19 protein-coding genes are annotated in these 23,971 nt (G+C 64.9%); 10 read left to right on the forward strand and 9 right to left on the reverse strand.

What is annotated here, in order from left to right; all coding sequences use genetic code 11:
- Window positions 1-8: 8 nt before the first annotated feature.
- Window positions 9-2,633 carry a DNA mismatch repair protein MutS gene (gene mutS / locus P8R33_RS14095; protein WP_278329610.1) on the reverse strand — a complete coding sequence of 875 codons (2,625 nt, stop codon included), beginning with the start codon at window positions 2,631-2,633 and terminating at the stop codon, window positions 9-11.
- A 114-nt stretch (window positions 2,634-2,747) separates the two neighbouring features.
- On the opposite strand from mutS, the gene P8R33_RS14100 reads away from it, so the two are divergent.
- Together P8R33_RS14100 and P8R33_RS14105 are read left to right on the forward strand one after the other, a co-directional pair.
- Window positions 2,748-5,009, forward strand: coding sequence for an NADP-dependent malic enzyme (locus P8R33_RS14100; protein ID WP_278329611.1), 2,262 nt, complete (start codon window positions 2,748-2,750; stop codon window positions 5,007-5,009).
- A gap of 4 nt (window positions 5,010-5,013) precedes the next feature.
- The gene (locus P8R33_RS14105) at window positions 5,014-6,150 is read left to right on the forward strand and encodes an aminotransferase class V-fold PLP-dependent enzyme (RefSeq protein ID WP_278329612.1); all 1,137 of its coding nucleotides are present in this window, start codon (window positions 5,014-5,016) and stop codon (window positions 6,148-6,150) included.
- Here P8R33_RS14105 and P8R33_RS14110 read toward each other — a convergent pair.
- The 7 genes from P8R33_RS14110 to lptB all read right to left on the reverse strand — a co-directional run bounded on the left by P8R33_RS14110 (window position 6,147) and on the right by lptB (window position 14,129).
- Window positions 6,147-6,800 carry an SDR family NAD(P)-dependent oxidoreductase gene (locus P8R33_RS14110; RefSeq protein WP_278329613.1) on the reverse strand — a complete coding sequence of 218 codons (654 nt, stop codon included), beginning with the start codon at window positions 6,798-6,800 and terminating at the stop codon, window positions 6,147-6,149. The two genes, P8R33_RS14105 and P8R33_RS14110, sit on opposite strands and share 4 nt — an antisense overlap.
- Before the next feature lie 10 nt (window positions 6,801-6,810).
- A complete protein-coding gene (locus tag P8R33_RS14115; RefSeq protein ID WP_278329614.1) occupies window positions 6,811-8,178 on the reverse strand; it encodes an NAD-dependent succinate-semialdehyde dehydrogenase in 1,368 nt (455 codons plus the stop codon).
- Window positions 8,179-8,237: 59 nt separating this feature from the next.
- On the reverse strand, window positions 8,238-8,939 hold the full coding sequence (gene trmB, locus P8R33_RS14120; RefSeq protein WP_278329615.1) for a tRNA (guanine(46)-N(7))-methyltransferase TrmB: 702 nt from the start codon (window positions 8,937-8,939) through the stop codon (window positions 8,238-8,240).
- A 44-nt stretch (window positions 8,940-8,983) separates the two neighbouring features.
- Window positions 8,984-10,780, reverse strand: a complete 1,797-nt coding sequence (locus P8R33_RS14125; RefSeq protein ID WP_278329616.1) for an SLC13 family permease — start codon at window positions 10,778-10,780, stop codon at window positions 8,984-8,986.
- A 152-nt stretch (window positions 10,781-10,932) separates the two neighbouring features.
- Entirely contained in the window at window positions 10,933-11,628 is a 696-nt protein-coding gene (gene ctrA, locus P8R33_RS14130) for a response regulator transcription factor CtrA (protein ID WP_050601718.1), read from the reverse strand.
- A 139-nt stretch (window positions 11,629-11,767) separates the two neighbouring features.
- Window positions 11,768-13,219, reverse strand: a complete 1,452-nt coding sequence (rpoN, locus tag P8R33_RS14135; RefSeq protein ID WP_278329617.1) for an RNA polymerase factor sigma-54 — start codon at window positions 13,217-13,219, stop codon at window positions 11,768-11,770.
- A 124-nt stretch (window positions 13,220-13,343) separates the two neighbouring features.
- On the reverse strand, window positions 13,344-14,129 hold the full coding sequence (lptB, locus tag P8R33_RS14140; RefSeq protein ID WP_278329618.1) for an LPS export ABC transporter ATP-binding protein: 786 nt from the start codon (window positions 14,127-14,129) through the stop codon (window positions 13,344-13,346).
- 195 nt (window positions 14,130-14,324) lie between these two features.
- Here lptB and P8R33_RS14145 point away from each other — a divergent pair, with 195 nt between their 5' ends.
- The 3 genes from P8R33_RS14145 (at window position 14,325) to P8R33_RS14155 (ending at window position 17,517) form a co-directional block, all read left to right on the forward strand.
- The gene (locus P8R33_RS14145) at window positions 14,325-14,699 is read left to right on the forward strand and encodes a hypothetical protein (RefSeq protein ID WP_278329619.1); all 375 of its coding nucleotides are present in this window, start codon (window positions 14,325-14,327) and stop codon (window positions 14,697-14,699) included.
- Between the two features lie 92 nt (window positions 14,700-14,791).
- A complete protein-coding gene (locus P8R33_RS14150) occupies window positions 14,792-16,138 on the forward strand; it encodes a TldD/PmbA family protein (protein WP_278329620.1) in 1,347 nt (448 codons plus the stop codon).
- Between the two features lie 2 nt (window positions 16,139-16,140).
- Entirely contained in the window at window positions 16,141-17,517 is a 1,377-nt protein-coding gene (locus P8R33_RS14155) for a mechanosensitive ion channel family protein (RefSeq protein WP_278329621.1), read from the forward strand.
- Window positions 17,518-17,520: 3 nt separating this feature from the next.
- On the opposite strand, the gene ppa is transcribed toward P8R33_RS14155, so the two are convergent.
- Complete coding sequence (gene ppa, locus P8R33_RS14160) at window positions 17,521-18,054, reverse strand: inorganic diphosphatase (protein WP_278329622.1); 534 nt, start codon at window positions 18,052-18,054, stop codon at window positions 17,521-17,523.
- Window positions 18,055-18,277: 223 nt separating this feature from the next.
- Between ppa and hisS the strand changes: the two genes are divergently transcribed.
- The 5 genes from hisS (at window position 18,278) to lnt (ending at window position 23,931) form a co-directional block, all read left to right on the forward strand.
- A complete protein-coding gene (gene hisS / locus P8R33_RS14165) occupies window positions 18,278-19,513 on the forward strand; it encodes a histidine--tRNA ligase (RefSeq protein WP_278329623.1) in 1,236 nt (411 codons plus the stop codon).
- A 3-nt stretch (window positions 19,514-19,516) separates the two neighbouring features.
- The gene (gene prfA, locus P8R33_RS14170; RefSeq protein WP_278329624.1) at window positions 19,517-20,584 is read left to right on the forward strand and encodes a peptide chain release factor 1; all 1,068 of its coding nucleotides are present in this window, start codon (window positions 19,517-19,519) and stop codon (window positions 20,582-20,584) included.
- Window positions 20,581-21,402, forward strand: coding sequence for a peptide chain release factor N(5)-glutamine methyltransferase (gene prmC / locus P8R33_RS14175; RefSeq protein WP_278329625.1), 822 nt, complete (start codon window positions 20,581-20,583; stop codon window positions 21,400-21,402). The genes prfA and prmC overlap by 4 nt, the downstream gene beginning before the upstream one ends.
- A 238-nt stretch (window positions 21,403-21,640) precedes the next feature.
- Window positions 21,641-22,312 (forward strand): DUF4167 domain-containing protein, encoded by a 672-nt coding sequence (locus tag P8R33_RS14180; protein WP_278329626.1) that lies wholly within the window; start codon window positions 21,641-21,643, stop codon window positions 22,310-22,312.
- A gap of 41 nt (window positions 22,313-22,353) precedes the next feature.
- Entirely contained in the window at window positions 22,354-23,931 is a 1,578-nt protein-coding gene (gene lnt / locus P8R33_RS14185) for an apolipoprotein N-acyltransferase (protein WP_278329627.1), read from the forward strand.
- Window positions 23,932-23,971: the final 40 nt, after the last annotated feature.

Genomic DNA, 23,971 nt, shown 5'->3' on the forward strand with positions numbered 1-23,971 from the left:
GCCGGAAGTTAAGGCTTGGTTGAACCTCCCAGCGCCTTGAGTTCGTAGAGCTTGTCCAGGGCCTCGCGCGGACTGAGCGTGTCGATATCAAGCACTTCGAGCGCGTCGCGCAGCGCATCGTCCGGCTCGTTTTCGGCCTGCAAGCTTGCGGCGAACAGCGGTAATTCCCCCAGTCCTGCGGCGAGCCCGCCGGTCTCCGCGCGGCCCTTTTCCAGCTTGGCGAGAACCGCCTTGGCGCGTTTCAGCACAGGTTGGGGTACGCCCGCCAGACGTGCGACATCGAGGCCGTAGCTGCGATCGGCGGCGCCGGCGGCAAGTTCGTGCAACAGCACCAGGTCGCCTTTCCACTCGCGCGCCCGCACATGGTGCAGGCTGAGCGCGTCGCAGGTGTCGGCAAGGCGGCTGAGCTCGTGGTAATGCGTCGCGAAGAGGCAGCGGCAGCGCAATTGCTCGTGAACTGCCTCGACCACCGCCCATGCCAGCGCCATGCCGTCGTAAGTGGAAGTGCCCCTGCCGACTTCGTCGAGAATGACGAAGCTGCGCTCCGTGGCCTGCGAAAGGATCGCAGCCGTCTCGACCATTTCGACCATGAAGGTGGAGCGCCCGCGCGCAAGGTTGTCGCTCGCACCGACGCGGCTGAACAACCGGTCCGCCAAACCGATGCGCGCGCTGCTCGCCGGCACATAGCTGCCCGCCTGCGCCAGCAGCAGGATCAGCGCGTTCTGGCGCAGGAAGGTCGATTTGCCGCCCATGTTCGGGCCGCCGATCAGCCAGAGCCGGTCGTCCTCGCCCAGCGAGCAATCATTGGCCACGAACCGCTCGCCGGATTTCGCCAGCGCCTGTTCCACCACAAGATGACGTCCACCGACGACTTCGAGGCAGGGAGTGTCGAGCATTTCGGGGCGGGCCCAGTCGCCCTCGACTGCGCGTTCTGCCAGCCCTGCGGCAACATCGATCCGGGCGAGCGCGGCGGCGGTAGCAGCGATCGCCTCGCGCGCGGTCACAACCTCGCCGACCAGCTCCTCGAAATGCGCGTCCTCCGCCGCCAGCGCATGCGCACCGGCCTCGGCAATGCGGGTCGCTTCCTCATGCAGGCCGATGGAGTTGAACCGCACTGCGCCCGCCATCGTCTGACGGTGGGTGAAGCCGCTGTCCGCCGCCATCAGCTTGTCGCCATGCTTGGCTGGCACCTCGATGAAATAGCCGAGCACCTTGTTGTGCTTGATCTTGAGCGAGGCGGTGTCAGTTTCCTCGCGATATTTCGCTTCCAGCGCGGCGATGGCCTTGCGTGCATTGCCGCTGGTCTCGCGCAGCGCGTCGAGCGCATGGTCGTAGCCGCTCGCGATGAAACCACCCTGCTGCCGCTCCGTCGGCGGCGAGGGAACAAGGGCGCGATCGAGATGGTCGATGAGCGCCGAATGGCCACCCAAGGCCACTAGCGCATCGCGCAGGAGAGCGGGCAGGTCCGCGCTCGCTTCCAGCATCCCGCGCACGCGGCGCGCTTCGGACAGGCCATCGCGAATCTGGCCGAGATCGCGCGGGCTGCCCCGCCCGGCAACCAACCGCCCCAGCGCGCGACCGATATCGGGAGCCTGCCGTAGCAAAGCGCGCAGGTCGGCTCGCAGCAGCGGGTCGATGTGGAAATGATGGATGGCGGCATGACGCGCCTCGATCTGTCCACGCTCCGCCAGCGGCGCTGCAAGGTCTTCCGCCAGCTGGCGAGCGCCTGCGCCGGTGACGCAGCGATCGATGCAGGCGATCAGGCTGCCCGCCCGCCCGCCACCCTGCGCCTCGAGGATTTCCAGACTCGCGCGGGTTGCCGCATCCATCGCCAGATGCGCGCCCGATCCGCGCGCCACGGGCGGGAGCAGGAAGGGCAGGTCGCCACGCCCAACATGGTCGAGATAAGCGATGAGGCCGGCAGCGGCAGCGAGCATCGGGCGCGTGAAGTCTCCCAGCCCGTCGAGCGTAGCGACGCCGTGGATGCTCTTGAGCCGCGCTTCGCCGTCCTCGCTGCGAAAGTCGGCGCGCGGGCGGGCGATCACGCCTTCGGTGCCGTCTCCCCAGTCCTCCGGCGCAACCACTTCGCTAGCACCCAGCCGCGCCAGAGCGGCATCGAGCGCATTAGCTTCGCACTCTTCCAGCTCCATGCGACCGGTCGAGATGTCGCAGCTTGCCAGCCCTACGCCGTCGCGCACCGGAGCAACCGCGACCAACAAGTTCGCGCGCCGCGGTTCGAGCAGTGCTTCTTCGGTCAACGTGCCCGCGGTCACGAAGCGCACGATATCGCGCGCGACCAGCGCCTTGGATGTCGGCGTTCCTTCACGCTTGGCGCGGGCCTTGGCCTCGTCGGGCGTTTCTGTTTGCTCGGCGATGGCGACGCGGCAGCCACCCTTGATCAGCCGCGCGAGATACCCTTCCGCCGAATGCACCGGCACGCCGCACATCGGCACGGGTTCTCCGCCGTGCTCGCCGCGGCTGGTCAGCGCTATGTCTAGGATGCCTGCCGCCACCTTCGCATCCTCGAAGAAGAGCTCGAAGAAATCGCCCATGCGATAGAACAGCAGCGCATCGCCTGCCTCGCGCTTGAGCGCGAGATATTGCTGCATCATCGGGGTGGGCTGGCCGGACATGCCCCATGCCGTAGCTTGTGCGCTTCCGATTCGGGAAGCGGCGGAGCGGCAGGTTTCCCCTACCGCTAGGCGGACAAGCAGGTTAGGGGCGGGGCAACTGGCAACGAGGTCTGCATGTCCGAAGACGATACGAGCGCATTCAAGCGGCGCGAAGCGCTGTTCTACCACGAGACGATCCGCCCCGGTAAGATCGAGATCATCGCCTCAAAGCCGATGGCAACGCAGCGCGACCTCTCGCTTGCCTATTCGCCGGGCGTCGCCGCGCCGGTGGAAGCGATTGCGGAGAACCCGAAGGACGCCGCGCGCTACACCGCCCGCTCAAACCTCGTCGCGGTGATTTCCAACGGCACGGCCATTCTCGGCCTCGGCAATCTCGGCGCGCTGGCGTCGAAGCCGGTGATGGAAGGCAAGGCCGTGCTGTTCAAGCGCTTCGCCGATGTCGATTCCATCGACCTCGAACTCGACACCGAGGATCCGGAGAAATTCATCGAGGCCGTCGCGCTGATGGAGCCGAGTTTCGGCGGCATCAATCTGGAGGACATCGCCGCGCCCGAATGCTTCATCATCGAGCAGGCCCTGCGCGAGCGGATGAACATCCCGGTGATGCATGACGACCAGCACGGCACCGCCATCATCTCCGCGGCTGGACTGATCAATGCCTGCCACCTCACCGGGCGCAAGCTAGACGATGTGAAGATGGTTGTGAACGGCGCGGGCGCCTCGGCACTCGCCTGTACCGCGCTGATAAAGTCGGTCGGGGTGCGGCCGGAGAACGTCATCGTCTGCGACCGCTCCGGCCCGATCTATCCGGGCCGCGAGGGCGTGGACCAGTGGAAGAGCGCTCACGCGACTGAGACCGAAGCGCGCAGCCTGGAAGAAGCGCTGGAAGGCGCCGACGTCTTCCTCGGCCTGTCGGCGGCCGGTGCGCTCAAGCCCGAGTGGGTCGAGAAGATGGCCGAGCGCCCGATCATCTTCGCCATGGCCAATCCGGTGCCCGAAATCATGCCGGAGGACGCCAAGGCCGTGCGCCCCGATGCGATCATCGCCACGGGCCGGTCGGACTATCCGAACCAGGTCAACAACGTGCTCGGCTTTCCCTTCATCTTCCGCGGTGCGCTCGACGTGCAGGCGACCGCCATCAACGAGGAAATGAAGGTTGCTGCTGCCCGCGCCATCGCCGAACTCGCCCGCGAGCGCGTGCCCGAGGAAGTCGCGGCGGCCTATGGCGTGACGCACCAGTTCGGCGAGGAATACATCATCCCCGCGCCCTTCGATCCGCGTCTCATGGAAGTGGTGTCGAGCGCCGTCGCGAAGGCGGCCATGGACAGCGGCGTCGCGCAGGCGCCGATCGAGGATTTCGAAGCCTACCGCCACCAGTTGAAGGCGCGCCTCAATCCGACGACGGGCGCGCTCACCAATATCTACGCGCAGGCCAAGGCCAATCCGAAGCGCATGGTGTTTGCCGAAGCCGAGGAAGACGTCGCCCTGCGCGCGGCGATCCAGTATCGCGAATTCGGCTATGGCGAACCCATCCTCGTCGGGCGGACCGAGAAGGTGCTTGAAAAGCTGCGCGAACTGGCGGTGGACGATCCGGACGACTGGATCATCGAGAACTCTGCCGTGTCGGACAAGGTGCCGGCAATGGTCGACTTCCTTTACAAGCGCCTCCAGCGCCGGGGCTATACCGAGCGCGACGTGGGCCGCATGGTCAACCAGGAGCGTAATGTCTTCGCCGCGCTGCTGGTGGCGCTTGGCCATGGCGACGCGATGATCTCCGGCCTTACGCGTACCTTCGCGCAGACCGCGCGCGAGGTGGGCCGCGTGCTCGATCCCAAGCCTGGGGCGGTGCCCTTCGGCATCCACATGATGATCGGCAAGAATTCGACCGTTTTCCTCGCCGATACGACCATCAACGAACGCCCGACTTCCGAGCAGCTGGCGCATATCGCCAAGGAAACGGCAGCGGTGGCGCGGCGCATGGGCCACGAACCGCGCGTCGCCTTCCTGTCCTATTCGACCTTCGGCAACCCGTCGGGCCAGTGGCTCGACAATATCCGCGATGCGGTGGCGATCCTCGACGCCGAAGAGCCGGGCTTCGAATATGAGGGCGAGATGGCACCCGATGCCGCGCTCAATCCGACGGTCATGAAGCTCTATCCCTTCAGCCGCCTGTCCGGCCCAGCCAATGTATTGATCATGCCCGGCCTGCAGTCTGCCAATCTCTCGGCCAAGCTGCTGCGCGAACTGGCGGGCCAGACCACTGTCGGGCCGATGATGATCGGGATGGAGAAGCCCGTCCAGATCGCTCCGATGACCTCCATCGCGCCCGATGTGCTCACTTTGGCCGTGCTGGCGAGCGCGGGCGTGGTCGGCTGATCCGGTGATCGCTTCGCAGCGCCATCGCTTCAGCATCTCCGACGAGGTTCATTACTTCAACTGCGCCTATATGGCGCCGCTCTCGCACGAAGTGAGCGAGGCTATGGTGGCCGCGGCGCGGCTGAAAGAGCAGCCCTGGACATTCCGCCCGGCAGACTTCTTCAGTGTGGCGGAAGACTTTCGCTCCGGAGCCGCTGCGCTGGCGGGCGTGCCGGTTGACAGTGTCGCGATCGTCCCGTCGGTGAGCTATGGCCTCGCCGTGGCCGCCAAGAACCTGCCGATGGCGAAGGGCCAGCAGATCGTCACGCTGGCCGACCAGTTCCCGTCCAACGTCTATGCGTGGCAGGACCTCGCCAGCAGGACCGGGGGCGAGGTGATCGCCGTAAAGCGGCCTTCGCAATCCTGCTGGACCGAGGCTGTGCTCGACGCGATCGGACCGGACACCGCCATCGTCGCCGTGCCCAATTGCCACTGGGCCGATGGGCGCGTGGTCGATCTGGTCGCAGTCGGCGAGACATGCCGCGAGCACGGCGCGGCGCTGGTGCTCGACCTCACCCAATCGCTGGGCGCGATGCCGCTCGATTTCGAGACGGTGCAACCCGATTTCGCAGTCGCCGCCTGCTATAAGTGGCTGATGGGGCCCTACGGGATCGGCATGCTCTATGTCGCTCCGAGGCATCATGGCGGGCAGCCGATCGAGCACAATTGGATCAATCGCGGCGGATCGGAAGACTTCTCCCGGCTGGTCGACTACCGGAACGATTTCCAGCCCGGGGCGCGGCGCTTCGACATGGGCGAGAAGTCCAATCCCCCGCTGCTTCGCGGTGCGCGCGCCGGAATCGATTTCCTGATGGAATTCGGGGTGGACCGGATCGCCGAGGCTTTGGCGGAGCGAACGAGCGCAATTGCCGAAGACGCTGCCAAGATCGGTCTTGCCTCCGCTCCGATCGGCACCCGCGCAGCACATTTCCTGTCGCTCGAATTTCCGCACGGCGTACCCGAAGGCCTTACCGAGCGGCTGGCGGAGAACAACGTGCATGTGTCGCTACGCGGAGCATCGCTCCGGGTGACCCCACACCTCTACAATACGCAAGCCGACCACGATGCACTGCTGGCGACGCTGGCGGAGTGTCTCGGCTAGAAGGCGAGTTCTTTCCCGCTGTAATCGACATAGCGGAAGCCGCCGCCGCCCGCGCCCTCGATCACATCGGCCAAGCCGCTGACGCTTTCATCTATCGTCAGCGTCGCATTGGGTCCGCCCATGTCGGTCTGGACCCAGCCGGGATGCAGCGCGAGCACTTCGATATTGCGTGGTCCGGCATCCTGCTCCGCAATGCCCTTGGCCAGCATGTTGAGCGCGGTCTTGCTGGTGCGGTACAGCTCGTAGCCGCCCGAACTGTCGTCGATCGAGCCCATGAGCGACGACATGAAGGCCAGCGTCCCACCCTCGGCGATCTTCGGCAGCAGCACCTTCGCCAGATGCGCGGGGCCGAAGGCGTTGGTCATCATCACATCCGCCACTTCGTCGCGGGTCGCCTGTGCGCTGTCCTGATGCTTCGCTCCGGTGATGCCGGCGTTGATAATCACTGCGTCGAAGGACCCGTTGACACTATCGAAGGTGGAAGGATCGGTGACGTCCAGCGTGGCAATCTTGATGCTCTCTACGTCGTGAAGCTCGTCGCTTTTCGATCGTTCGGTCGCGGCAACGGTCCATCCGCGCGAGGTGAACTCCCTTGCGAGGCCAAGGCCGATGCCGCGCGATGCGCCGACGATAAGGATGGTCTTGCTCATATCGTATCTCCTATGCCGGATGGACCAGCGTCTTGAGGTTCATGAATTCGTGCAGGCCGAACTCGGCCAGTTCGCGCCCGTGGCCCGACCGCTTGATGCCACCGAACGGCGCTTCGATCTTCGAGCCGTTGACCGCGTTGAAGGTGGTCATGCCTGCTTCGATGGCATTCGCGAAATGCTCTTTCTCGTCATCGTCGTTCGTGAAAACTGCAGAGCCGAGGCCGTAGGGAATGGCGTTGGCGATGGTCGTCGCCTCGTCGATGTCCTTCGCCTTGTAGAGCTGGCCGACCGGACCGAAGATTTCGTCGGTCCCGGTTTCGCTGGCGAGCGGCACTTCGGTCAGCAGGCCGGCAGTCATCCACGCGCCGGGCCGGTCGAGCTTCTCCGCGCCGAACAGCAGGGTGCAGCCCTCCTGCTTCGCCTTGGCGACCTGCTCCAGCACCGTGTCGCGCTGGCTTTCGCTCGATAGCGGGCCGAGATCGGTGTCTTCCTCCATCGGATCGCCGAGCTTCGCATTTTTCAGCGCCGCAATGAAGCGATCCGCAAAATCGTCGTAGATGTCGGCGTGGACGATGGTTCGCTTGCCGCAGATGCAGGACTGGCCGTTGTTCTGGATGCGGGCGGTCACGGCATCTTCTACCGCCTTGTCCATGTCCGCAGAGGGCATCACGATAAAGGGATCGCTGCCGCCCAGTTCCAGCACGACTTTCTTCAGGTTCTTGCCTGCCCGCTGGGCCACGGCGCTACCCGCGCCTTCGCTCCCGGTCAGGGTCGCGGCGACGATGCGGTCGTCGTCGATGACCGAGCCGATCGGGTCGGAGGAAACGCACAGGTTCTGGAACAGCCCCTCTGGGCCACCGGCTTCCAGCACCAGTTCCTCCATGCGTGCGGCAATGCCCTGCACAATGCTCGCATGTTTGAGCACACCGACATTGCCCGCAAGGATCGTCGGCGCGAGAAACCGGATGACCTGCCAATAGGGGAAGTTCCACGGCATCACTGCGAGAACCGGACCCTGCGGCAGCCAACGGCCTTCCGCGCGTCCGCCGTCGGACAGGTCCCAGAATTTCGAATCCAGCATCGGCGGGCCATGCTCGGCATAGTAATGCAACAGGCTCGCGCATTTCTCGACCTCGGCGCGCGCCTGCGTGATCGGCTTACCCATCTCGGTAACGGCGAGCTTCGCCAGTTCGTCCGTGTTTGCCTCGTAGAGATCGCCGAGTTTCGAAAGGACTGCGGTTCGCCTGTCGAGCGAGCTTGTGCGCCAGTCGCGATATGTGCGGGCCGCGGCTTCGAGCTTCGCATCGATGCCGTTTTCATCGAGCGTTTCGTATTCGGCGATGGTCTCGCCTGTTGCTGGGTTGGTGGTCGTAATCATGGGAGCGGCTCCGATCGGGTTCGCCCTATCAATCGCCGCCTACCCGGTGTCGTTCCGGGCTACCTTCGGCGAAAGCGGAAATACCAGACCTCGTGGCCATAGACCGTGCGGGCCTTGTGTTCGTAGCGGGTTTCGGGCCAGCTGGAGGGGCGATTCTGCCAGCTGGCGGGTCCTTCGACGATCCACTCGAACTCGTCGGTGAAGCGGCGCATGACCATCAGGGCATGACGCAGGTATACCGGATGATCGGTGCCGAAGCGGAACTCGCCGCCCGGCTTCAGCTTGTCGGCGAACATACGTACCGGACCGTCGTTCATCATGCGGCGCTTGGCATGCTTGTTCTTCGGCCAGGGATCGGGATGCAGCAGGTAAAGCATGGTAAGCGCGCCGTCGGGCACGCGCGCCAGCACCTCCAGCGCGTCGCCGTGATGGATGCGGACGTTGGCGAGCGTCCGTTCGCGCACATGGGTCAGGGCTTGCGCCACGCCGTTGAGGAATGGCTCTGCACCGATGAAGCCATGGTCGGGGAGCAGGTCGGCGCGCTCGGCCATGTGCTCGCCGCCGCCGAAGCCGATCTCGAAATGCAGCGGGCGGTCGAAGCCGAACAGCGCTTGGGACGTGACCGGGCCTTCCGCCGGGGGGCTGATCTGCGGCAGCAGCTTGTCGACCAGCTCCTGCTGGCTGGCGCGCAGGGGCTTGCCCTGGCTGCGGCCGTAAAGCCGGTTGAGCGTGGTCGGATCGCCTTCCTTGTATGCAGACATGGGCCGCGCGTTAGCGGTGCCTGCGCGGCGGGTCCAGATATCCGCTAGGCGAAGAACGCCCAGATCGCGAAGGATGTCGCTATGCCCACGCCGATGTTCATCGGAACGCCGATCTTAAGGAAGTCCGCGAAACGGTAATTCGCCGCGCCATAGACCAGCGTGTTGGTCTGGTAACCGATCGGGGTCGCGAAGCTGGCGCTGGCGCCGAACATAACCGCCACGATCAATGCGCGCGCGTCCACTCCGGCACTTTCCGCCAGACCGATCGCGATCGGCGTCATGATGACCGCAATCGCGTTGTTGGTCACCACTTCGGTCAGGATGCTGGTCAGCGCATAGACGATCAGGATGAGGACGAGGGATGAGCTTGCTCCGAGATAGGGTTCGATCGCGGCCACGATGAGCTCGATCGAACCGGCATTCTCCAGCCCTTTGCCGAAAGCCAGCATGGCGAAGATCAGGACCAGCGTATTCCCGTCCAGACTGCCCCACGCGTCGCTCGGTTCGACGCAGCGGGTGAGGAGGACGACGGCCACGCCGCACACGGCAAGCGCCTCGATCGGCAGGCCGAATACTGCCGCGCCAACAACCACGGCGGCGAGAGTGGCGATCGCGATGGGCGCCTTGTCGCGCCTGAACGAACGTGCGCTGGTGGCACCTACATGGGTGAGCTGCATATTGCCCTGCAGTGCCTGGGCGGCATCGCTGCCGGCAGCGATCAGGAGCCGGTCGCCGGCGCGCACCCTTGCTTCCGCCAGCGTCGGGCCGGGAATATGGCGAGGGCGCGACAGGCCGAGCACGCGTACGCGCAGGCGCGAGAGCAGCGGAATATCCGCAAGCCGCTTGCCGACGATGGGATGCGATGACGAGATAACGGCTTCGACGATGCGGAGGTCGGCTGGGCGGTCGGTACGGGACGTCGTGACGCCACCTCCCACGCCCACCAATCCGGTGCGGAAATCGGGGGCCTCGGCGAGGGAGTTGATTTCCTCCGGACTGGCACTGACGATCAGATGGTCCTCGGCCTGCAGCACGTGTTCGTCGAGATTGTGGCGCCGCATTTCGGAGCCGCGCCGAATGCCGACGATCTTGACCTGGGGCCGACGGCCGATGTCGGTTTCTGCCAGCTGCCGTCCGACATAGCGGCTCTTGCCCTCAAGGATGAGGTGGGTGAGGTAGAGGTCGCTTTCCCGCTCGTCGTCCTCGATCCGCTTGCCGCGATTGGGCAGCAGGAAGGGGCCGAGTATCAGCAGAGTGGCAAGGCCGGAAACCAGCGCCACGGCGCCGACTGCGGAAATCTCGAATATGCCGAAGGGGCGCTGACCGGCTTCCTGCGCGACGCCGTCGACCAGCAGGTTGGTCGAGGTGCCGATCAGCGTCATCGTGCCGCCGAGAATGGTGATGTAGGAGAGCGGGATCAGCAGCCGGGTGGCGGCCACCTTCAGCACCTGTGCCAGCTTGCGCACCACGGGGATCATCACGATGACGACCGGGGTGTTGTTCATGAAGGCCGAGGCGAGCACGGTGCCGGCGCCGATCTCCGCGACTGCCGTCTTCGGGCTGCGCGATGTGCGGCGGATAACCCAGCCGGATACCCACTCCAGGGTTCCGGTCCGCAGCAGCGCGCCCGAGAGAATAAACATCGCTGCAATCGTGATCGGCGCGGAATTGGCGAATGTGCCGAGCATGTCTTTCGCCGGCAGATAGCCCAGTGCGATCATCAGCGCGGCCGAGGCGATGGCGATCACGACCGGCGGCTGGCGCTCAAGCAGGAAGGCGACGAAGGTAGCGGCCAGCAGCAAGCAGCCGATCTGGGCCGAGTAATCCGAGAGAATCGCCATACGGCCCGATGCACCTTCGCATGTTGTCGGCGCCAAATCGCAGAGAACATCAGGGCTGCCAAGATAGATTGCGCAGCATGCAAGATACGAAAACGCCCGGCGGCCAGTGGCTGCCGGGCGTCCTCGCTATTCCCGTCCAGGAGTATTTCGTGTCAGGCGGCTTCCGCCTCTTCGTTCGGGTCGCGCAGAACATAGCCGCGGCCCCATACGGTCTCGATATAGTTCTCGCCGCCGCATGCGTGGCTGAGCTTCTTGCGCAGCTTGCAGATGAAGACGTCGATGATCTTGAGCTCGGGTTCGTCCATGCCGCCATAAAGGTGGTTGAGGAACATTTCCTTGGTCAGCGTGGTGCCCTTGCGGAGCGAAAGCAGCTCCAGCATCGCATATTCCTTGCCGGTCAGGTGGACCCGGGCGCCGTCGACTTCGACGGTCTTGGCATCGAGGTTCACGGCGAGCTTGCCGGTGCGGATGACCGACTGACTGTGGCCCTTCGAGCGGCGCACCACGGCGTGGATGCGGGCAACCAGCTCTTCGCGGTGGAAGGGCTTGGTCACGTAATCGTCGGCGCCGAAGCCGAAGCTGCGGATCTTGCTGTCCATCTCGGCGATGCCGGACAGAATCAGGACCGGGGTCTGCACTTTGGCGACGCGCAGCTTCTTGAGCACGTCGTAACCATGCATGTCGGGCAGGTTCAAATCGAGCAGGATGATATCGTAATCATACAGCTTGCCCAGATCGAGGCCTTCTTCGCCAAGATCGGTCGAATAGACATTGAAGCCTTCGGTCGTGAGCATGAGCTCGATCGCCTTGGCGGTGGTCGGTTCGTCTTCGATCAGCAGTACACGCATGGGAAATCCCCCGTTGGTCCCTAGTGTCCGGTAACCCCTCGCTAAGAGGTGTTGACCTGTATTAACCACACAAGGTCTGAAGGGAAAAGGTTAACAGCGGGTAAAGCGCGTTAACTTTTTTGGCTGTGGCATTAACGCGTCACAGATTCTTAAGCTTTTTTTGGCGCCGCCGCTGAGCGGAGGATCCGATGCCTATGGCTTCGCGGTATTTGGCGACCGTGCGCCGGGCGAGGTCGAAGCCTTCCTCGTTCAAGGTGTCGGCCAGCTTCTGGTCGGACAGGACCTTCTTCGGGTCTTCGCTGTCGCACAGCGCCTTGATGCGGGCCTTGATCGCTTCGCTGCTGGCGCCTTCGCCATCGGCCGCCGCTACGCCGCTGGAGAAGAAATACTTCAGCTCGAAGGTGCCGCGCGGGCAGGCGAGGTACTTGTTGCTGGTCACTCGGCTGACCGTGCTTTCGTGCATCTCGATCTCTTCGGCGACCTCCCGCAAGGTCAGCGGGCGCATGGCGGTGACGCCTTCGCGGAAAAAGCCTTCCTGTCGTTTCACGATCTCTGCCGCGGTCTTCAGGATCGTCCGCTGACGCTGGTCGAGGGCGCGGATCAGCCAGTCGGCTTCGCTCAATTGCTCGTTGAGCCATGCGGTCGAAGCCTTGTCGCGCGCACCGGCCTTGAGCTCTAGATAATATTCGCGGTTCACGACGAGGCGCGGCAAGCTCGCCTCGTTGAGCCTGATGTCCCAGCCTTCGCTTTTCGGATTGAGCAAGACATCCGGGACGATCGCCGCCTCGCGCCCACCGCCATAGCGGCAACCGGGCTTGGGATCGTAGGATCGCAGTTCGGCCAGCATATCGGCGAAATCCTCGTCGTCGACGCCGCAAATGCGTTTGAGGCGCGCAACATCGCCTGCGGCAAGGCGATCGAGATTGTCGATCAGCGCGGCCATGCAAGGGTCGTAGCGATCGGCTTCCTTCGCCTGCAGCGTCAGACATTCCGCCAGGCTGCGTGCGCCGACTCCGGTCGGGTCGAGCGACTGGACGAGCAGCAGCGCATCCTCGACGTCCTCCTCGCTTGCGCCGAGTTCCTGCGCGATCCTGCCCAGATCGGTGTGGAGGTATCCTGCCTCGTCGAGCTCGCCGATGATCCGCAGGGCGATCAGCGCTTCGGTCTGCGAATAGGACGCCGCGCCGACCTGGTCGGAAAGGTGCTCGGCCAGCGTCGGGCCGTCGGAAGAGCGGTTTTCGAGGTCCGGCAGCTCGTCGCCGGACAAGGCTCCGGCGCTGGCGGCGCGGCCCCAGTCCCCGCCATCGCCGGGGGCCGCTTCGGGGTCGAGTGCGCGGTCGGAGACGTCGAGCGCTTCGGTGCCACCCATGTCCGGTGCGCTGTCGTGCTCTTCCGGACGAGCGGAAGTGTCCTCGCCCGCTTCGCGCCGCACTTCGCCCATTTCGAGCAGGGGATTGGACTCCAGCGCCTCGCCGACGAAGGTTTCGATTTCCAGATTGGACAGCGCGAGCAGCTTGATCGCCTGCTGCAATTGCGGCGTCATCACCAGCGACTGGGTTTGCCGGAGGTCGAGGCGAGGGGTCAGCGCCATCGGAAGTCCTCAGGTTAGCGCGCGGCCTTCGACAGGCTCAGGCTGAGCGGGCTTTGCGCGGCCTCTATGTGCCACACCCGCTCATGCTGAGCCTGTCGAAGCACACGCGCTGGTCCTGCCGCACTCACAGCGTAAAATTCTCGCCCAGATATAGTCGCTTCACGTTTTCGTCAGCGACCAGCGCCTGCGGCGTTCCCGCGAACAGGACCTGGCCACCGTAGATGATGCAGGCCCGGTCCACGATCTCCAGCGTTTCGCGCACATTGTGGTCGGTGATGAGTACGCCGATACCGCGCGTCTTCAGATCTTTGACAAGGTCGCGGATGTCGCTGATCGAGAGCGGGTCGATCCCGGCGAAGGGTTCGTCGAGCAGCATGATCGACGGCTTGGCCGCCAGCGCCCGGGCAATCTCGCAGCGGCGGCGCTCGCCTCCGGACAGCGCCATGGCCGGGCTGGTGCGCAGCCGCGTGAGGCCGAATTCGTCAAGCAGGCGTTCGAGTTCGGCAGCGCGCGTATCGGCATCGGGCTCGACCATTTCGAGCACGCAGTTGATGTTCTGCTCCACCGTCATGCCGCGAAAGATGCTGGTCTCCTGCGGCAGGTAGCCGAGGCCCAGGATCGCGCGGCGGTACATCGGCAGGTTGGTGACGTCCTGCCCGTCCATCAAGATGCGCCCGGCATCGGGGCGAACGAGACCCATGATCGAATAGAAGCAGGTCGTCTTGCCGGCCCCGTTCGGACCGAGCAGGCCCAGCACCTCGCCCTTGCCGACGCTGAGCGAAATGTCGGTCAGGACGGCGCGCTTGTCGTAGCTTTTGGCGATGGAAACGACTTCGAGGCCGCCCTGCGGGATCGGCGGGGCGGCGTCGTGAACCGGGTCGGCAACGGTGGCGGGATCGATATCGGCCATGTTGCGCGCCATACGCAGACAGATCGCAGGTGAAAACCCTCGGACGCGTCTTCTTCGACGAATTGGCAGGAATCCTGCATGGACGACTTCCATGCCGATCCGGAACGGATTTGCGCACGTTCGTTGCGTGCGCTTGCCAGCCCGCAGTAAATTTGAAACAATACGACTCGGTTAGAGACATTCGGGGAGAGTGCCGTGAACAAGGCGCTACACGACGATCACGACGCACACACCGGCCGCCGCGCGTATCTGCGGGACTGGCGCAAATCGATGAGCGACAATGTCGCGCTCGCTTTGCTGGTTTACACCGGTCTCCAGATTTTCGTGACCGTCCATGCGATGAAGCAGGGCATGAGCTCGATCGCCCCGTATCTCCTCCTGGTCGCTCTTGTTGTCGGCATCATTCCGTTCTGCCGCAAGTTCGAGCATCGCTGGACACGCCTCTCGGATGAGGACGCGCATGATCCGGCACTGTCCGGCGCTTTTCGCCGCGACCAGATCGCGCTGTGGGCGCTGGCGATCGTCACGCCGCTGGCGCTGACCGCTTTCTTCCGGCTCATTTTCGGCTGAGCGAGGCAATCGCTCCGCGCGGGCTGGCAGTTGCCACGCCATGCGCACATGCCTACCTGCAAACGGATGACTATTATCCGTAAGCCTTCGCAATGATCGATAGCGCCGCCGCGGTTGCGCGCTGCCAGGAACTCGTCGACCTCGCCCGGGCACGCGGTGCCGACGCCGCCGACGCTGCCTGCCGCGCCGGAGCATCGGAAAGTGTATCGGTCCGACTGGGGGAACTGGAAGAGGTCGAGCGCTCCGAAAGCGAGGAGATAAGCCTGCGGGTTTTCGTCGGCAGGCGATCGTCCTCCATCCAGACCAGCGACTTCGCGCCCGAAGGCCTCGCCATCCTTGCCGAGCGCGCGGTGGAAATGGCGCGGCTGGCTCCGGAGGATCCCTATGGCGGGCTCGCCCCGGAAGACCGGCTGTTCAGCGGCGAGGCCACCGATCTCGAGCTGCTCGATCCGGACGATCCTTCGCCCGAAGAGTTGCGCGCTGCGGCAATGGCAGCAGAAGATGCCGCCCGCGCGGTGAACGGCGTAACCAATTCCAACGGGGGCAGTGCCGGTGCCTCGCGCAGCGTATTCGGCCTCGCCACCTCGAACGGCTTTGCGCGCGGCTATGCCAGCGGATCGCACACGCTCTCCGCAAGCGTGGTTGCGGGCGAGGGCGGCGGTATGGAAACCGATTACGCCTATCGCACGCAGCGCTTTCGCTCTGATCTCCCTGGAGCGGAGGAAATCGGCCGCGAGGCGGGCGAGCGGGCGGTGCGCAAGACGGGCTCCACCTCCATGCCCTCGCGCAAGATGCCGGTCGTGTTCGAACCGCGAGTCGGCAATGGCGTGCTCGGCCACTTGCTCGCCGCGATGAGCGGGCCTGCGATCGCACGCAAATCCAGCTTTCTCATCGGGCGCGAGGACGAGCAATTGTTCGACAGCGCCATCCGCGTACGCGAGGAACCGTTCCGCAAGCGTGGCCTGCGCTCGCGCTATTTCGATGGCGAGGGCGTGCCTTGCAGCGAGCGTCTCTTGGTCGAGGACGGGAAGATCGGTGGCTGGTTGACCAATGTCGCATCGGCCAACCAGCTCGATCTCGACCTGACGGGCCATGCCGGACGCGGCGGAGGCGGGGCGCCGGGTGTATCGGCCAGCAATATCATGCTCGATCCCGGCACGGTCTCGGTCGAAGATCTTATCGCCGATATCGAGGACGGCCTCTTTGTCACCGGGCTCTTCGGCCAGGGCGTCAACCTCGTGACCGGCGATTACAGCCGCGGTGCGAGCGGCTTTCGCATACGGGGTGGCGAGATTGCCGGTTCGGTATCGGAGATCACGATTGCCGGTACGCTGCCGGAGATGTTCCGCGCGCTGATCCCCGCAAACGACCTCGAACTGCAACGCGGCATAGATGTGCCGACCTTCCGCATCGACGGCATGGCGGTCGCGGGAGAGTGATCATGCGGCTCCTCTTCCTCCTCATGCTGCTGATCGCTGCTCCGCTGTCCGCGCAACTCGTCGAGCCTGCGCCGAGCGAGGAGCCGCAGCCCACGCCGACGCAAACGATTGCCGCGACGCAAGGCGCGGGCGACGACGACCGCATCGCGAGCCGCATCTCCGGCATCTTCGCCGCGCTGCCAGCCTTCGAGCAAGTGTCGGTCGAGGTGAACGAAGGCGTCGTTGCTCTGTCAGGCACCGTGCCTGCCGAAGAGGATGTTGCCCGCGCGGAGGAGATCGCATCGCGCGTTGCGGGCGTGGTGACAGTCGAAAACGGGCTGGAGCGCGACGTCTCGCTGGCGGCAGGCACGGCGGGACTTACCAGCCTTGCCGATCGGTGGAGCGATCTGGTCAGGATGCTGCCGCTGATTGCCGTCGCGCTGCTGGTGTGGGCGGGGATCGTACTGCTCGGCTATCTGATCGCGGGCCTCGGATCGCTCTGGCACCGGATCGCGCCCAACGGCTTCCTTGCCGAGCTGATCGCAAGCGCCATCCGCTTCATCGTTGTCGTCGGCGGGCTGGTGATCGCGCTGGACATGATCGGGGCGACGGCGCTGCTCGGCGCGGTGCTGGGCGGGGCGGGCGTCATTGGCCTGGCGCTGGGTTTCGCCATGCGCGAGACGGTCGAGAACTATGTCGCTTCGCTGATGCTGAGCCTGCGCCAGCCCTTCCGCGCCAACGACCACGTGCTGATCGACGATCTCGAGGGCCGCGTCATCCGCCTGACCAGCCGGGCAACGGTTCTGATGACGCTGGACGGCAATCACCTGCGTATTCCGAACGGTCAGGTCTTCAAGGCGGTCATCACGAATTACACCCGCAATCCGCAGCGCCGCTTCGAGTTCGACCTTGGCGTAGATGCGGACGACGACGCACGGGCCGCGCGAAAGCTCGGCCGTGATACGCTGGCGGAGCTGGACTTCGTGCTTGCCGATCCACCGCCCGAAGCGCGGATCATCGAAGTGGGCGATTCCAATGTTGTCATTCGCTTCCTCGGCTGGATCGACCAGGGCCAGACAGATTGGTGGAAAGCGCAAACCATCGCGATCCCGGCGGTAAAAACCGCGCTCGAGGATGCCGGATTCGGCCTGCCCGAGCCGATCTATCGCCTTCGCTTCGACCCGCGCTCCGCCAGCGTACCGTTCGAGAGCGGCACGGCGTCGACTGAAACGAAGGCGCGCGGCGAGCAGCAGAAGCCCGTCCGCCAGATTACCGTGACCGAAGCAGACGAGGACGTCCGCCCGACAGACGAGATCGCGCAGATGGTCGATGCGGAGCGGCGCCAGGGCGGGACCGAGCAGGAAAAGGACCTGCTCGATCATTCGCGTCCTGTCGAGTAGCGCCTACTTGTCGTTTTCGTAACGCTCGATGCTTTCCAGCACGATCCGGCGCGCTTCGGCGGCATCGCCCCAGGCACCGATGCGGACCCACTTCTCTTTTTCGAGATCCTTGTAGTGGGTGAAGAAGTGCTCGATCTGCTGGAAGATGATGCTCGGCAGGTCCTTGGTCTCGCCGACATCGGAATAATAAGGGAAAGTCGTGTCGACCGGCACGCAGATCAGCTTCTCGTCGCCGCCATGCTCGTCTTCGAGGTTCAGCACCCCGATCGGCCGGGCGCGCACGACGCAGCCGGCAATGAAGGGCGAGCGGGCGATGACCAACGCATCCAGTGGGTCGCCATCGGGGCTGAGCGTGTGGGGCACGAAGCCGTAGTTCGCCGGATAGCGCATCGGGGTGTGCAGGATCCGGTCGACGAACAGCGCGCCGCTGTCCTTGTCGAACTCGTACTTCACCGGTTCGCCGCCGGTCGGCACTTCGATGATGACATTGAGACTTTCGGGCGGATTGTCGCCCACGGGGATCATGTCGATGCGCATTCTGGCTCTCTAATCTATTTCAGGTCGTTGCAGCCCCTCTCCCCAGAAAGACTTCGCGGGGGCCTCTAGCGGCGGGCGGGCGACTACGAAAGAGCCAATCCGATTCAAATTGTGGCTGCGCCGCCGGACTTCTTTTTCTCCGTCGCTCGTCCCTCCGCGCTTCTGCGAGAAACCGAACGGCGCGACGATTGCGGAATGCCTGCCGAGCGACTAATCGCGCGCCATGTCGAAAACACCCCAAGCCATCCGCGGAACGCAGGACATATTCGGACCCGACGCGGAAGCCTTCGCCTTCGTGGTCGAGACCTTCGAGCGCGTGCGCAAGCTCTATCGCTTCCGTCGGGTGGAGATGCCCGTGTTCGAGAAGACCGAGGTGTTCAGCCGCGCGATCGGCGAGACGACCGATGTGGTCTCCAAGGAGATGTACAGCTTCGAGGATCGCGGCGGCGACAGCCTGACGCTGCGCCCCGAATTCACAGCCGGGATCGCGCGCGCCTATCTTTCGAACGGCTGGCAGCAGCATGCGCCGCTGAAGGTCGCGACACACGGCCCGCTGTTCCGCTACGAGCGGCCGCAGAAGGGCCGCTATCGCCAGTTTCACCAGATCGACGCGGAAATCATCGGTGCCGCCGAACCGCAGGCGGACGTGGAACTGCTCGCGATGGCCGACCAGTTGCTGAAGGAGCTCGGCATCGATGGTGTGACGCTGTACCTCAACACGCTGGGCGACGGCGACAGCCGCGAAGCCTGGCGCGCGGCGCTGGTCGAGCACTTCCGCGCGGTGAAAGACGAACTTTCCGAGGATTCGCAGGAGCGGCTCGAGAAGAACCCGCTCCGCATCCTCGACAGCAAAGATCGCCGCGACCAGCGGTTCGTAGCGGATGCGCCTAAGATCGACCAGTTTCTGTCCGGCGATGCACGCGCGTTCTTCGATGCGGTGACGAGCGGCCTCGATGCTGCGGGCGTGAAGTGGACGCGGGCCGAAAGCCTGGTGCGCGGACTCGACTATTACCGGCACACGGCATTCGAATTCATTCCCGACGAGGGCAGCGAGGCGGCGTCGAAGCTCGGCTCGCAGAGCACGATCCTGGGCGGCGGCCGCTACGACGGGCTGATGGAAAGCCTTGGCGGCGCGCCGACACCCGCGGTGGGTTGGGCTGCGGGGATCGAGCGCTTGGCGATGCTGGTTGGAGACCGGGTCGAGCCCAAGGCGGACGTGATCGTCGTAGTGGAGAACGATGACCTCATCGACAGTGCCATCGCAGCCATCGCCAGAATTAGAGCGGGCGGGCATCCCGCTGAACTCATGGCGACCGGTAGTCCGCGCAAGCGGTTCGACAAAGCTGTGAAGGCCGGGGCAAACAAGATCGTCGCTTTCGACATGCGCGATGGCGCCGAGCATGTCCGGATCAAGGCTGATGACGAAGAAACGGCGTCACTCGTGAAGCTGCTCGGCTGACCCATGACCATCCCAGCCGAACGCCTCGACCAGATCGCCCATCGCTTCGCCGAGCTCGAGGCGCGCATGGCGTCGGGCCAGCTTGAGGGGGAGGAATTCGTCCAGGCATCGCGCGATTATGCCGAGCTGGAGCCGGTGGCGAAGGTTGCCGCCGAGGTTAAGGCCGCGCGCGAGGAGATTGCGAGCCTCGAGGAGATGCTCGCCGATCCTGAAATGAAAGCGATGGCGGAGGAGGAACTCGGTAGCCTGCGCAAGCGCCTGCCCGAAGCCGAGCGCGAACTGGCCGTCGCCATGCTGCCGCGCGATTCGGCCGACAACAAGCCTGCCATGCTCGAAATCCGCGCTGGCACCGGCGGGGACGAGGCGGCGCTGTTCGCAGGTGATCTCTACCGCATGTACGAGCGCTTCGCCGCCGAGCAGGGCTGGAAGGTCGAACCGGTCAGCATGAGCCCCAGCGAAGTCGGCGGCTTCAAGGAAATCGTCGCCAACGTCACCGGCAGCGGCGTGTTCGCCAAGCTCAAGTTCGAAAGCGGCGTCCACCGCGTCCAGCGCGTGCCCGAGACCGAGAGCGGCGGGCGCATCCATACCTCCGCCGCCACCGTGGCGGTGCTGCCGGAGCCGGACGAGGTCGATGTGCAGATCGATCCGGGCGACCTCAAGATCGACACCTATCGCGCCAGCGGAGCGGGCGGCCAGCACGTCAACACCACCGATTCCGCGATCCGCATCACGCATGAGCCGACCGGCCTCGTCGTTACCTGCCAGGACGGGCGCAGCCAGCACAAGAACAAGGAAAAGGCGATGCAGGTCCTGCGCGCGCGGCTCTACGAGCAGCAGCGCGAGGCGACGCAGGGCGCCGAGGCCGAGGCGCGCAAGGCCATGGTCGGCAGCGGCGACCGCTCCGAACGCATCCGCACCTACAACTTCCCTCAGGGGCGCGTGACCGACCACCGCATCGGCCTGACGCTGCAAAAGCTGCCACAGATCATCGCCGGGCCGGGGCTTGGCGAACTGGTCGACGCGCTGATCGCCGAGGACGAGGCCAAGCGCCTCGCGGCGATGGCGGAGTGAGCGTCGGCGACGCTGTTCGCGACGCGGCACAGCGCCTCTCTGCCACCAGCGACACCGCACGGCTGGATGCCGAACTGCTGATGGCGCATGCGCTCGGCACAACGCGTTCGGACTTGCTGATGAAGTATATGCGGGACGAGGCGCCTGCCAGCTTCGATGCTTACCTCGAGCGGCGCTCGGCAAATGAACCCGTGGCTCATATTCTCGGGCGGCAGGAGTTCTTCGGGCTCGACTTCGCCGTCACGAAAGACACGCTGATCCCGCGTGGCGACAGCGAGACCATCGTGCAGGCCGCTCTCGATCATGCGAGGCTCGATGCGCGGGTGCTGGACATGGGCACCGGGAGCGGCGCGTTGCTGCTGGCTTTCCTCGCCGAGCGCCCCGCCGCGACGGGCATGGGGATCGATCTATCGCCTGCCGCCCTGGCCGTGGCGCAAGGGAACAGCGAAGCGCTCGGCCTCGCCGATCGAGCGGACTTTCGCGTCGCAAGCTGGCTGGACGATGGCTGGGCCGACGATCTCGGCAAGTTCGACCTGATCCTGTGCAACCCGCCCTATGTCGAGGACGATGCCGAGCTCGATCCCGATGTGCGCAACTACGAACCGGCCTCCGCCTTGTTCGCCGGACCAGAGGGGCTTGACGACTATCGCGCCGTCGTCCCCCAACTTGGCAAGCTCTTTTTGCCGGACGGCATCGCCGTGCTCGAAATCGGCTGGAAACAGGCGGACGCGGTGTCGGCTATCGCCCGCGAATCGGGGTTCGAAACCGAGCTGCGCAGGGACCTCGCGGGCCGCCCCCGGGCATTGATTCTCAGATAGGGGTTGGCAAAGCCGATTCGACCCTTTACCTCTGGCCACAGGCCAGTGGTGCGCGGCATGTCCGACCCGGTGACCTAAGCCCCGACATATGCAGTTCCGGTGCGCGGCCCTTAAAGCCTCGCATACCATGCAGGAAAACGGGGCACGCGCCATGCGACAAGCGCGGGCGCGCAAGGGGCAAGGCGGCCATAGGCGGACCGGGGGTCCGCGCCGCGCCATGAATGAGGATTACCTACCCTTGAACAACAATCGCAATAACCGTCGTCGCGGTCGCAACAACCGTAACCAGGGCGGCGGCAACTCGGCCAACCGGATCGACAGTCGCGCGCGGGGCAATGCGCCCCAGCTGCTCGACAAGTACAAGAAGCTTGCCCAGGACGCCCAGCACAATGGCGACCGCGTGCAGGCGGAATATTACCTCCAGTTCGCCGACCACTATTTCCGCGTGATCGCCGACAACAAGGCACGGCAGGACGAGCAGAAGGCCAAGCGCCAGGACGATCGCGGCCAGAACCAGTCGGACGACGACGATGGCGACGACAATGACGATCGCCGCGACAACAACCGCCGCCAGCGCTCGCGTCGTGACGATCACGACGAGGGCGGCCGGAAGGATCGCGGGGACAAGGCCCCCAAGCGCTCGCGCAAGAAGGACGCCGAGGACGACACCAACTCCTACGAGCCTGACGAGAATCCCTTCGTTCGCCGCGACGCCGAGGACGATCAGCCCAAGAAGCGCCGGGCTCCGCGCAAGGCCAAGAAGAGCGAAGAAGGCCAGGCCGGTAGCGAAGGCGAGATCGACGCGACCGTGCTGCCGCCCTCGATCAGCGCCGCCGACGAAGGCGAGGCCAAGCCCGCGCCGCGCCGTCGCCGCAAGAAAGATGCCGACGAAGAGGCCAACGCCGCCTGATCGCGCTTGATCGGCGGGACCGATGGAATAGGGCGAGACCGATGGATTCGCTTCTCGGTTTTGCCCGCCGTCATCCCAACGTGACGCTGCTGCTGCTCGGCGCGCTGGCCGCGCTCGGCTACCCGCCGCTCGGCCTGTGGCCCATCGCGATTGCCGCTATGGGCGCTTTCGCTCTCATGGTGGCCGACAGTCCGAGCGTGGGCATCGCTGCCAAGCGCGGCTGGCTGTTCGGCGTCGCGCATTTCACCGTTACCAACAACTGGATCGCGACGGCTTTTACCTATCAGGCGGAAATGCCGCCCGCGCTCGGGTGGCTCGCGGTGCCGCTGCTGTCACTCTACCTCGCGGTCTATCCTGCGATCGCCGCGGGTCTGACGAAGGCGCTGGTCCGCAGAGGTTCGGGTCCCGCCTTCGCGCTGGCATTGGGTGGCAGCTGGATCCTCGGCGAATGGCTGCGCAGCTGGGTTTTCACCGGCTATTCCTGGGGGCCGTTCTCGCTTGCACTGATGGGGCCGTGGGACCGCCCAGGAATTGGCGCGCTGTTGCCCTTCGCGGGGACTTATGCCCTCTCGGGCATGGCGGTCTGCGCTGCCGCGCTGCTGGCAATGCTGGTGGTTGCGAAGCGCTGGGTCCCGCTCGCCGTGGCAGCTGCGGTGATGGTCGCAGGCATGTATCTGCCTGCCGGTGCGAGCCGCGAGGGCTATCTCCCTCTGACGCTCGTCCAGCCAAATTTGCGGCAGGAAGAGATCGACGACGCATCGAAATACGAAAGCCAGTTCCAGACCATCGCCGGTCTCAGCACGCCGCAGCGACCGGTCAGCAAGCGGCTTGTCCTGTGGCCCGAAAGCGGCGTGCCGGACTATCTGCGCGACGGCTATCCGCAGCGCTATTACGACCGCATGACTGCGGGAGCGAACCCGGTTTTCGCCCGGTCTCGCATTGGAAGCACCATCGGCGAGGGTTCGCTTTTGCTGACCGGCGCGCAAGATCTCGAACTCGAGGAGGTGGGCGGCCTGCGGCGGGCCACCGGTGCCTACAATGTAGTTCTCGCGATCGACGGACAGGGCGAAATCCTCGACAGCGCTGCCAAATCGCACCTCGTGCCCTATGGCGAATATCTTCCCATGCGCGCCTTGCTGGAGCCTCTCGGTGCGAGCCGGTTGGTTGCAGGTACGATCGACTTCCTGCCGGGGCCCGGGCCGCAGAGTCTGGATCTCGGCAGCTACGGCAAGGCAGGTATCCAGATCTGCTACGAGATCGTCTTTTCGGGCGAAGTGACCGATCGCGACAACCGGCCCGACTATATCTTCAACCCGTCGAACGACGGATGGTTCGGCGCCTGGGGCCCGCCCCAGCATCTCGGCCAGGCGCGGATGCGTGCGGCGGAGGAGGGGCTGCCCGTGCTCCGCTCCACCACCACCGGGATCAGCGCGGTGATCGACGCGCGCGGGGTGGTGCGCGAGCATATCGGGCGCAATATCGCGGCGCGGGTCGATACGCTGGTGCCGCCCGCGCACGAGCCAACCTGGTTTGCGCAGCTCGGCCATTGGCTGACTCTTGTATGGGGGCTGCTGCTGTGTGCCGGATCGCTGGTTGTAATGCGGCACCGGCGCGGCTAGGTCGACGCAAGCACATAAAGACATCTTTATATCGGGACGA

The sequence above is a fragment of the Qipengyuania flavescens genome, from assembly GCF_029688735.1.
In the GTDB taxonomy this organism is placed as follows: Bacteria; Pseudomonadota; Alphaproteobacteria; order Sphingomonadales; family Sphingomonadaceae; genus Qipengyuania.

Bases quoted from the DNA above. Each gene is read 5' to 3' on its own strand.
- hisS (WP_278329623.1), top strand. From the start codon at position 18,278: ATGTCGAAAACACCCCAAGCCATCCGCGGAACGCAGGACATATTCGGA.
- P8R33_RS14125 (WP_278329616.1), bottom strand. From the start codon at position 10,780: ATGGCGATTCTCTCGGATTACTCGGCCCAGATCGGCTGCTTGCTGCTG.
- lptB (WP_278329618.1), bottom strand. From the start codon at position 14,129: ATGGCCGATATCGATCCCGCCACCGTTGCCGACCCGGTTCACGACGCC.
- P8R33_RS14110 (WP_278329613.1), bottom strand. From the start codon at position 6,800: ATGAGCAAGACCATCCTTATCGTCGGCGCATCGCGCGGCATCGGCCTT.
- ctrA (WP_050601718.1), bottom strand. From the start codon at position 11,628: ATGCGTGTACTGCTGATCGAAGACGAACCGACCACCGCCAAGGCGATC.
- P8R33_RS14100 (WP_278329611.1), top strand. From the start codon at position 2,748: ATGTCCGAAGACGATACGAGCGCATTCAAGCGGCGCGAAGCGCTGTTC.
- mutS (WP_278329610.1), bottom strand. From the start codon at position 2,633: ATGTCCGGCCAGCCCACCCCGATGATGCAGCAATATCTCGCGCTCAAG.
- ppa (WP_278329622.1), bottom strand. From the start codon at position 18,054: ATGCGCATCGACATGATCCCCGTGGGCGACAATCCGCCCGAAAGTCTC.
- P8R33_RS14150 (WP_278329620.1), top strand. From the start codon at position 14,792: ATGATCGATAGCGCCGCCGCGGTTGCGCGCTGCCAGGAACTCGTCGAC.
- P8R33_RS14155 (WP_278329621.1), top strand. From the start codon at position 16,141: ATGCGGCTCCTCTTCCTCCTCATGCTGCTGATCGCTGCTCCGCTGTCC.
- P8R33_RS14115 (WP_278329614.1), bottom strand. From the start codon at position 8,178: ATGATTACGACCACCAACCCAGCAACAGGCGAGACCATCGCCGAATAC.
- rpoN (WP_278329617.1), bottom strand. From the start codon at position 13,219: ATGGCGCTGACCCCTCGCCTCGACCTCCGGCAAACCCAGTCGCTGGTG.
- trmB (WP_278329615.1), bottom strand. From the start codon at position 8,939: ATGTCTGCATACAAGGAAGGCGATCCGACCACGCTCAACCGGCTTTAC.
- lnt (WP_278329627.1), top strand. From the start codon at position 22,354: ATGGATTCGCTTCTCGGTTTTGCCCGCCGTCATCCCAACGTGACGCTG.
- prfA (WP_278329624.1), top strand. From the start codon at position 19,517: ATGACCATCCCAGCCGAACGCCTCGACCAGATCGCCCATCGCTTCGCC.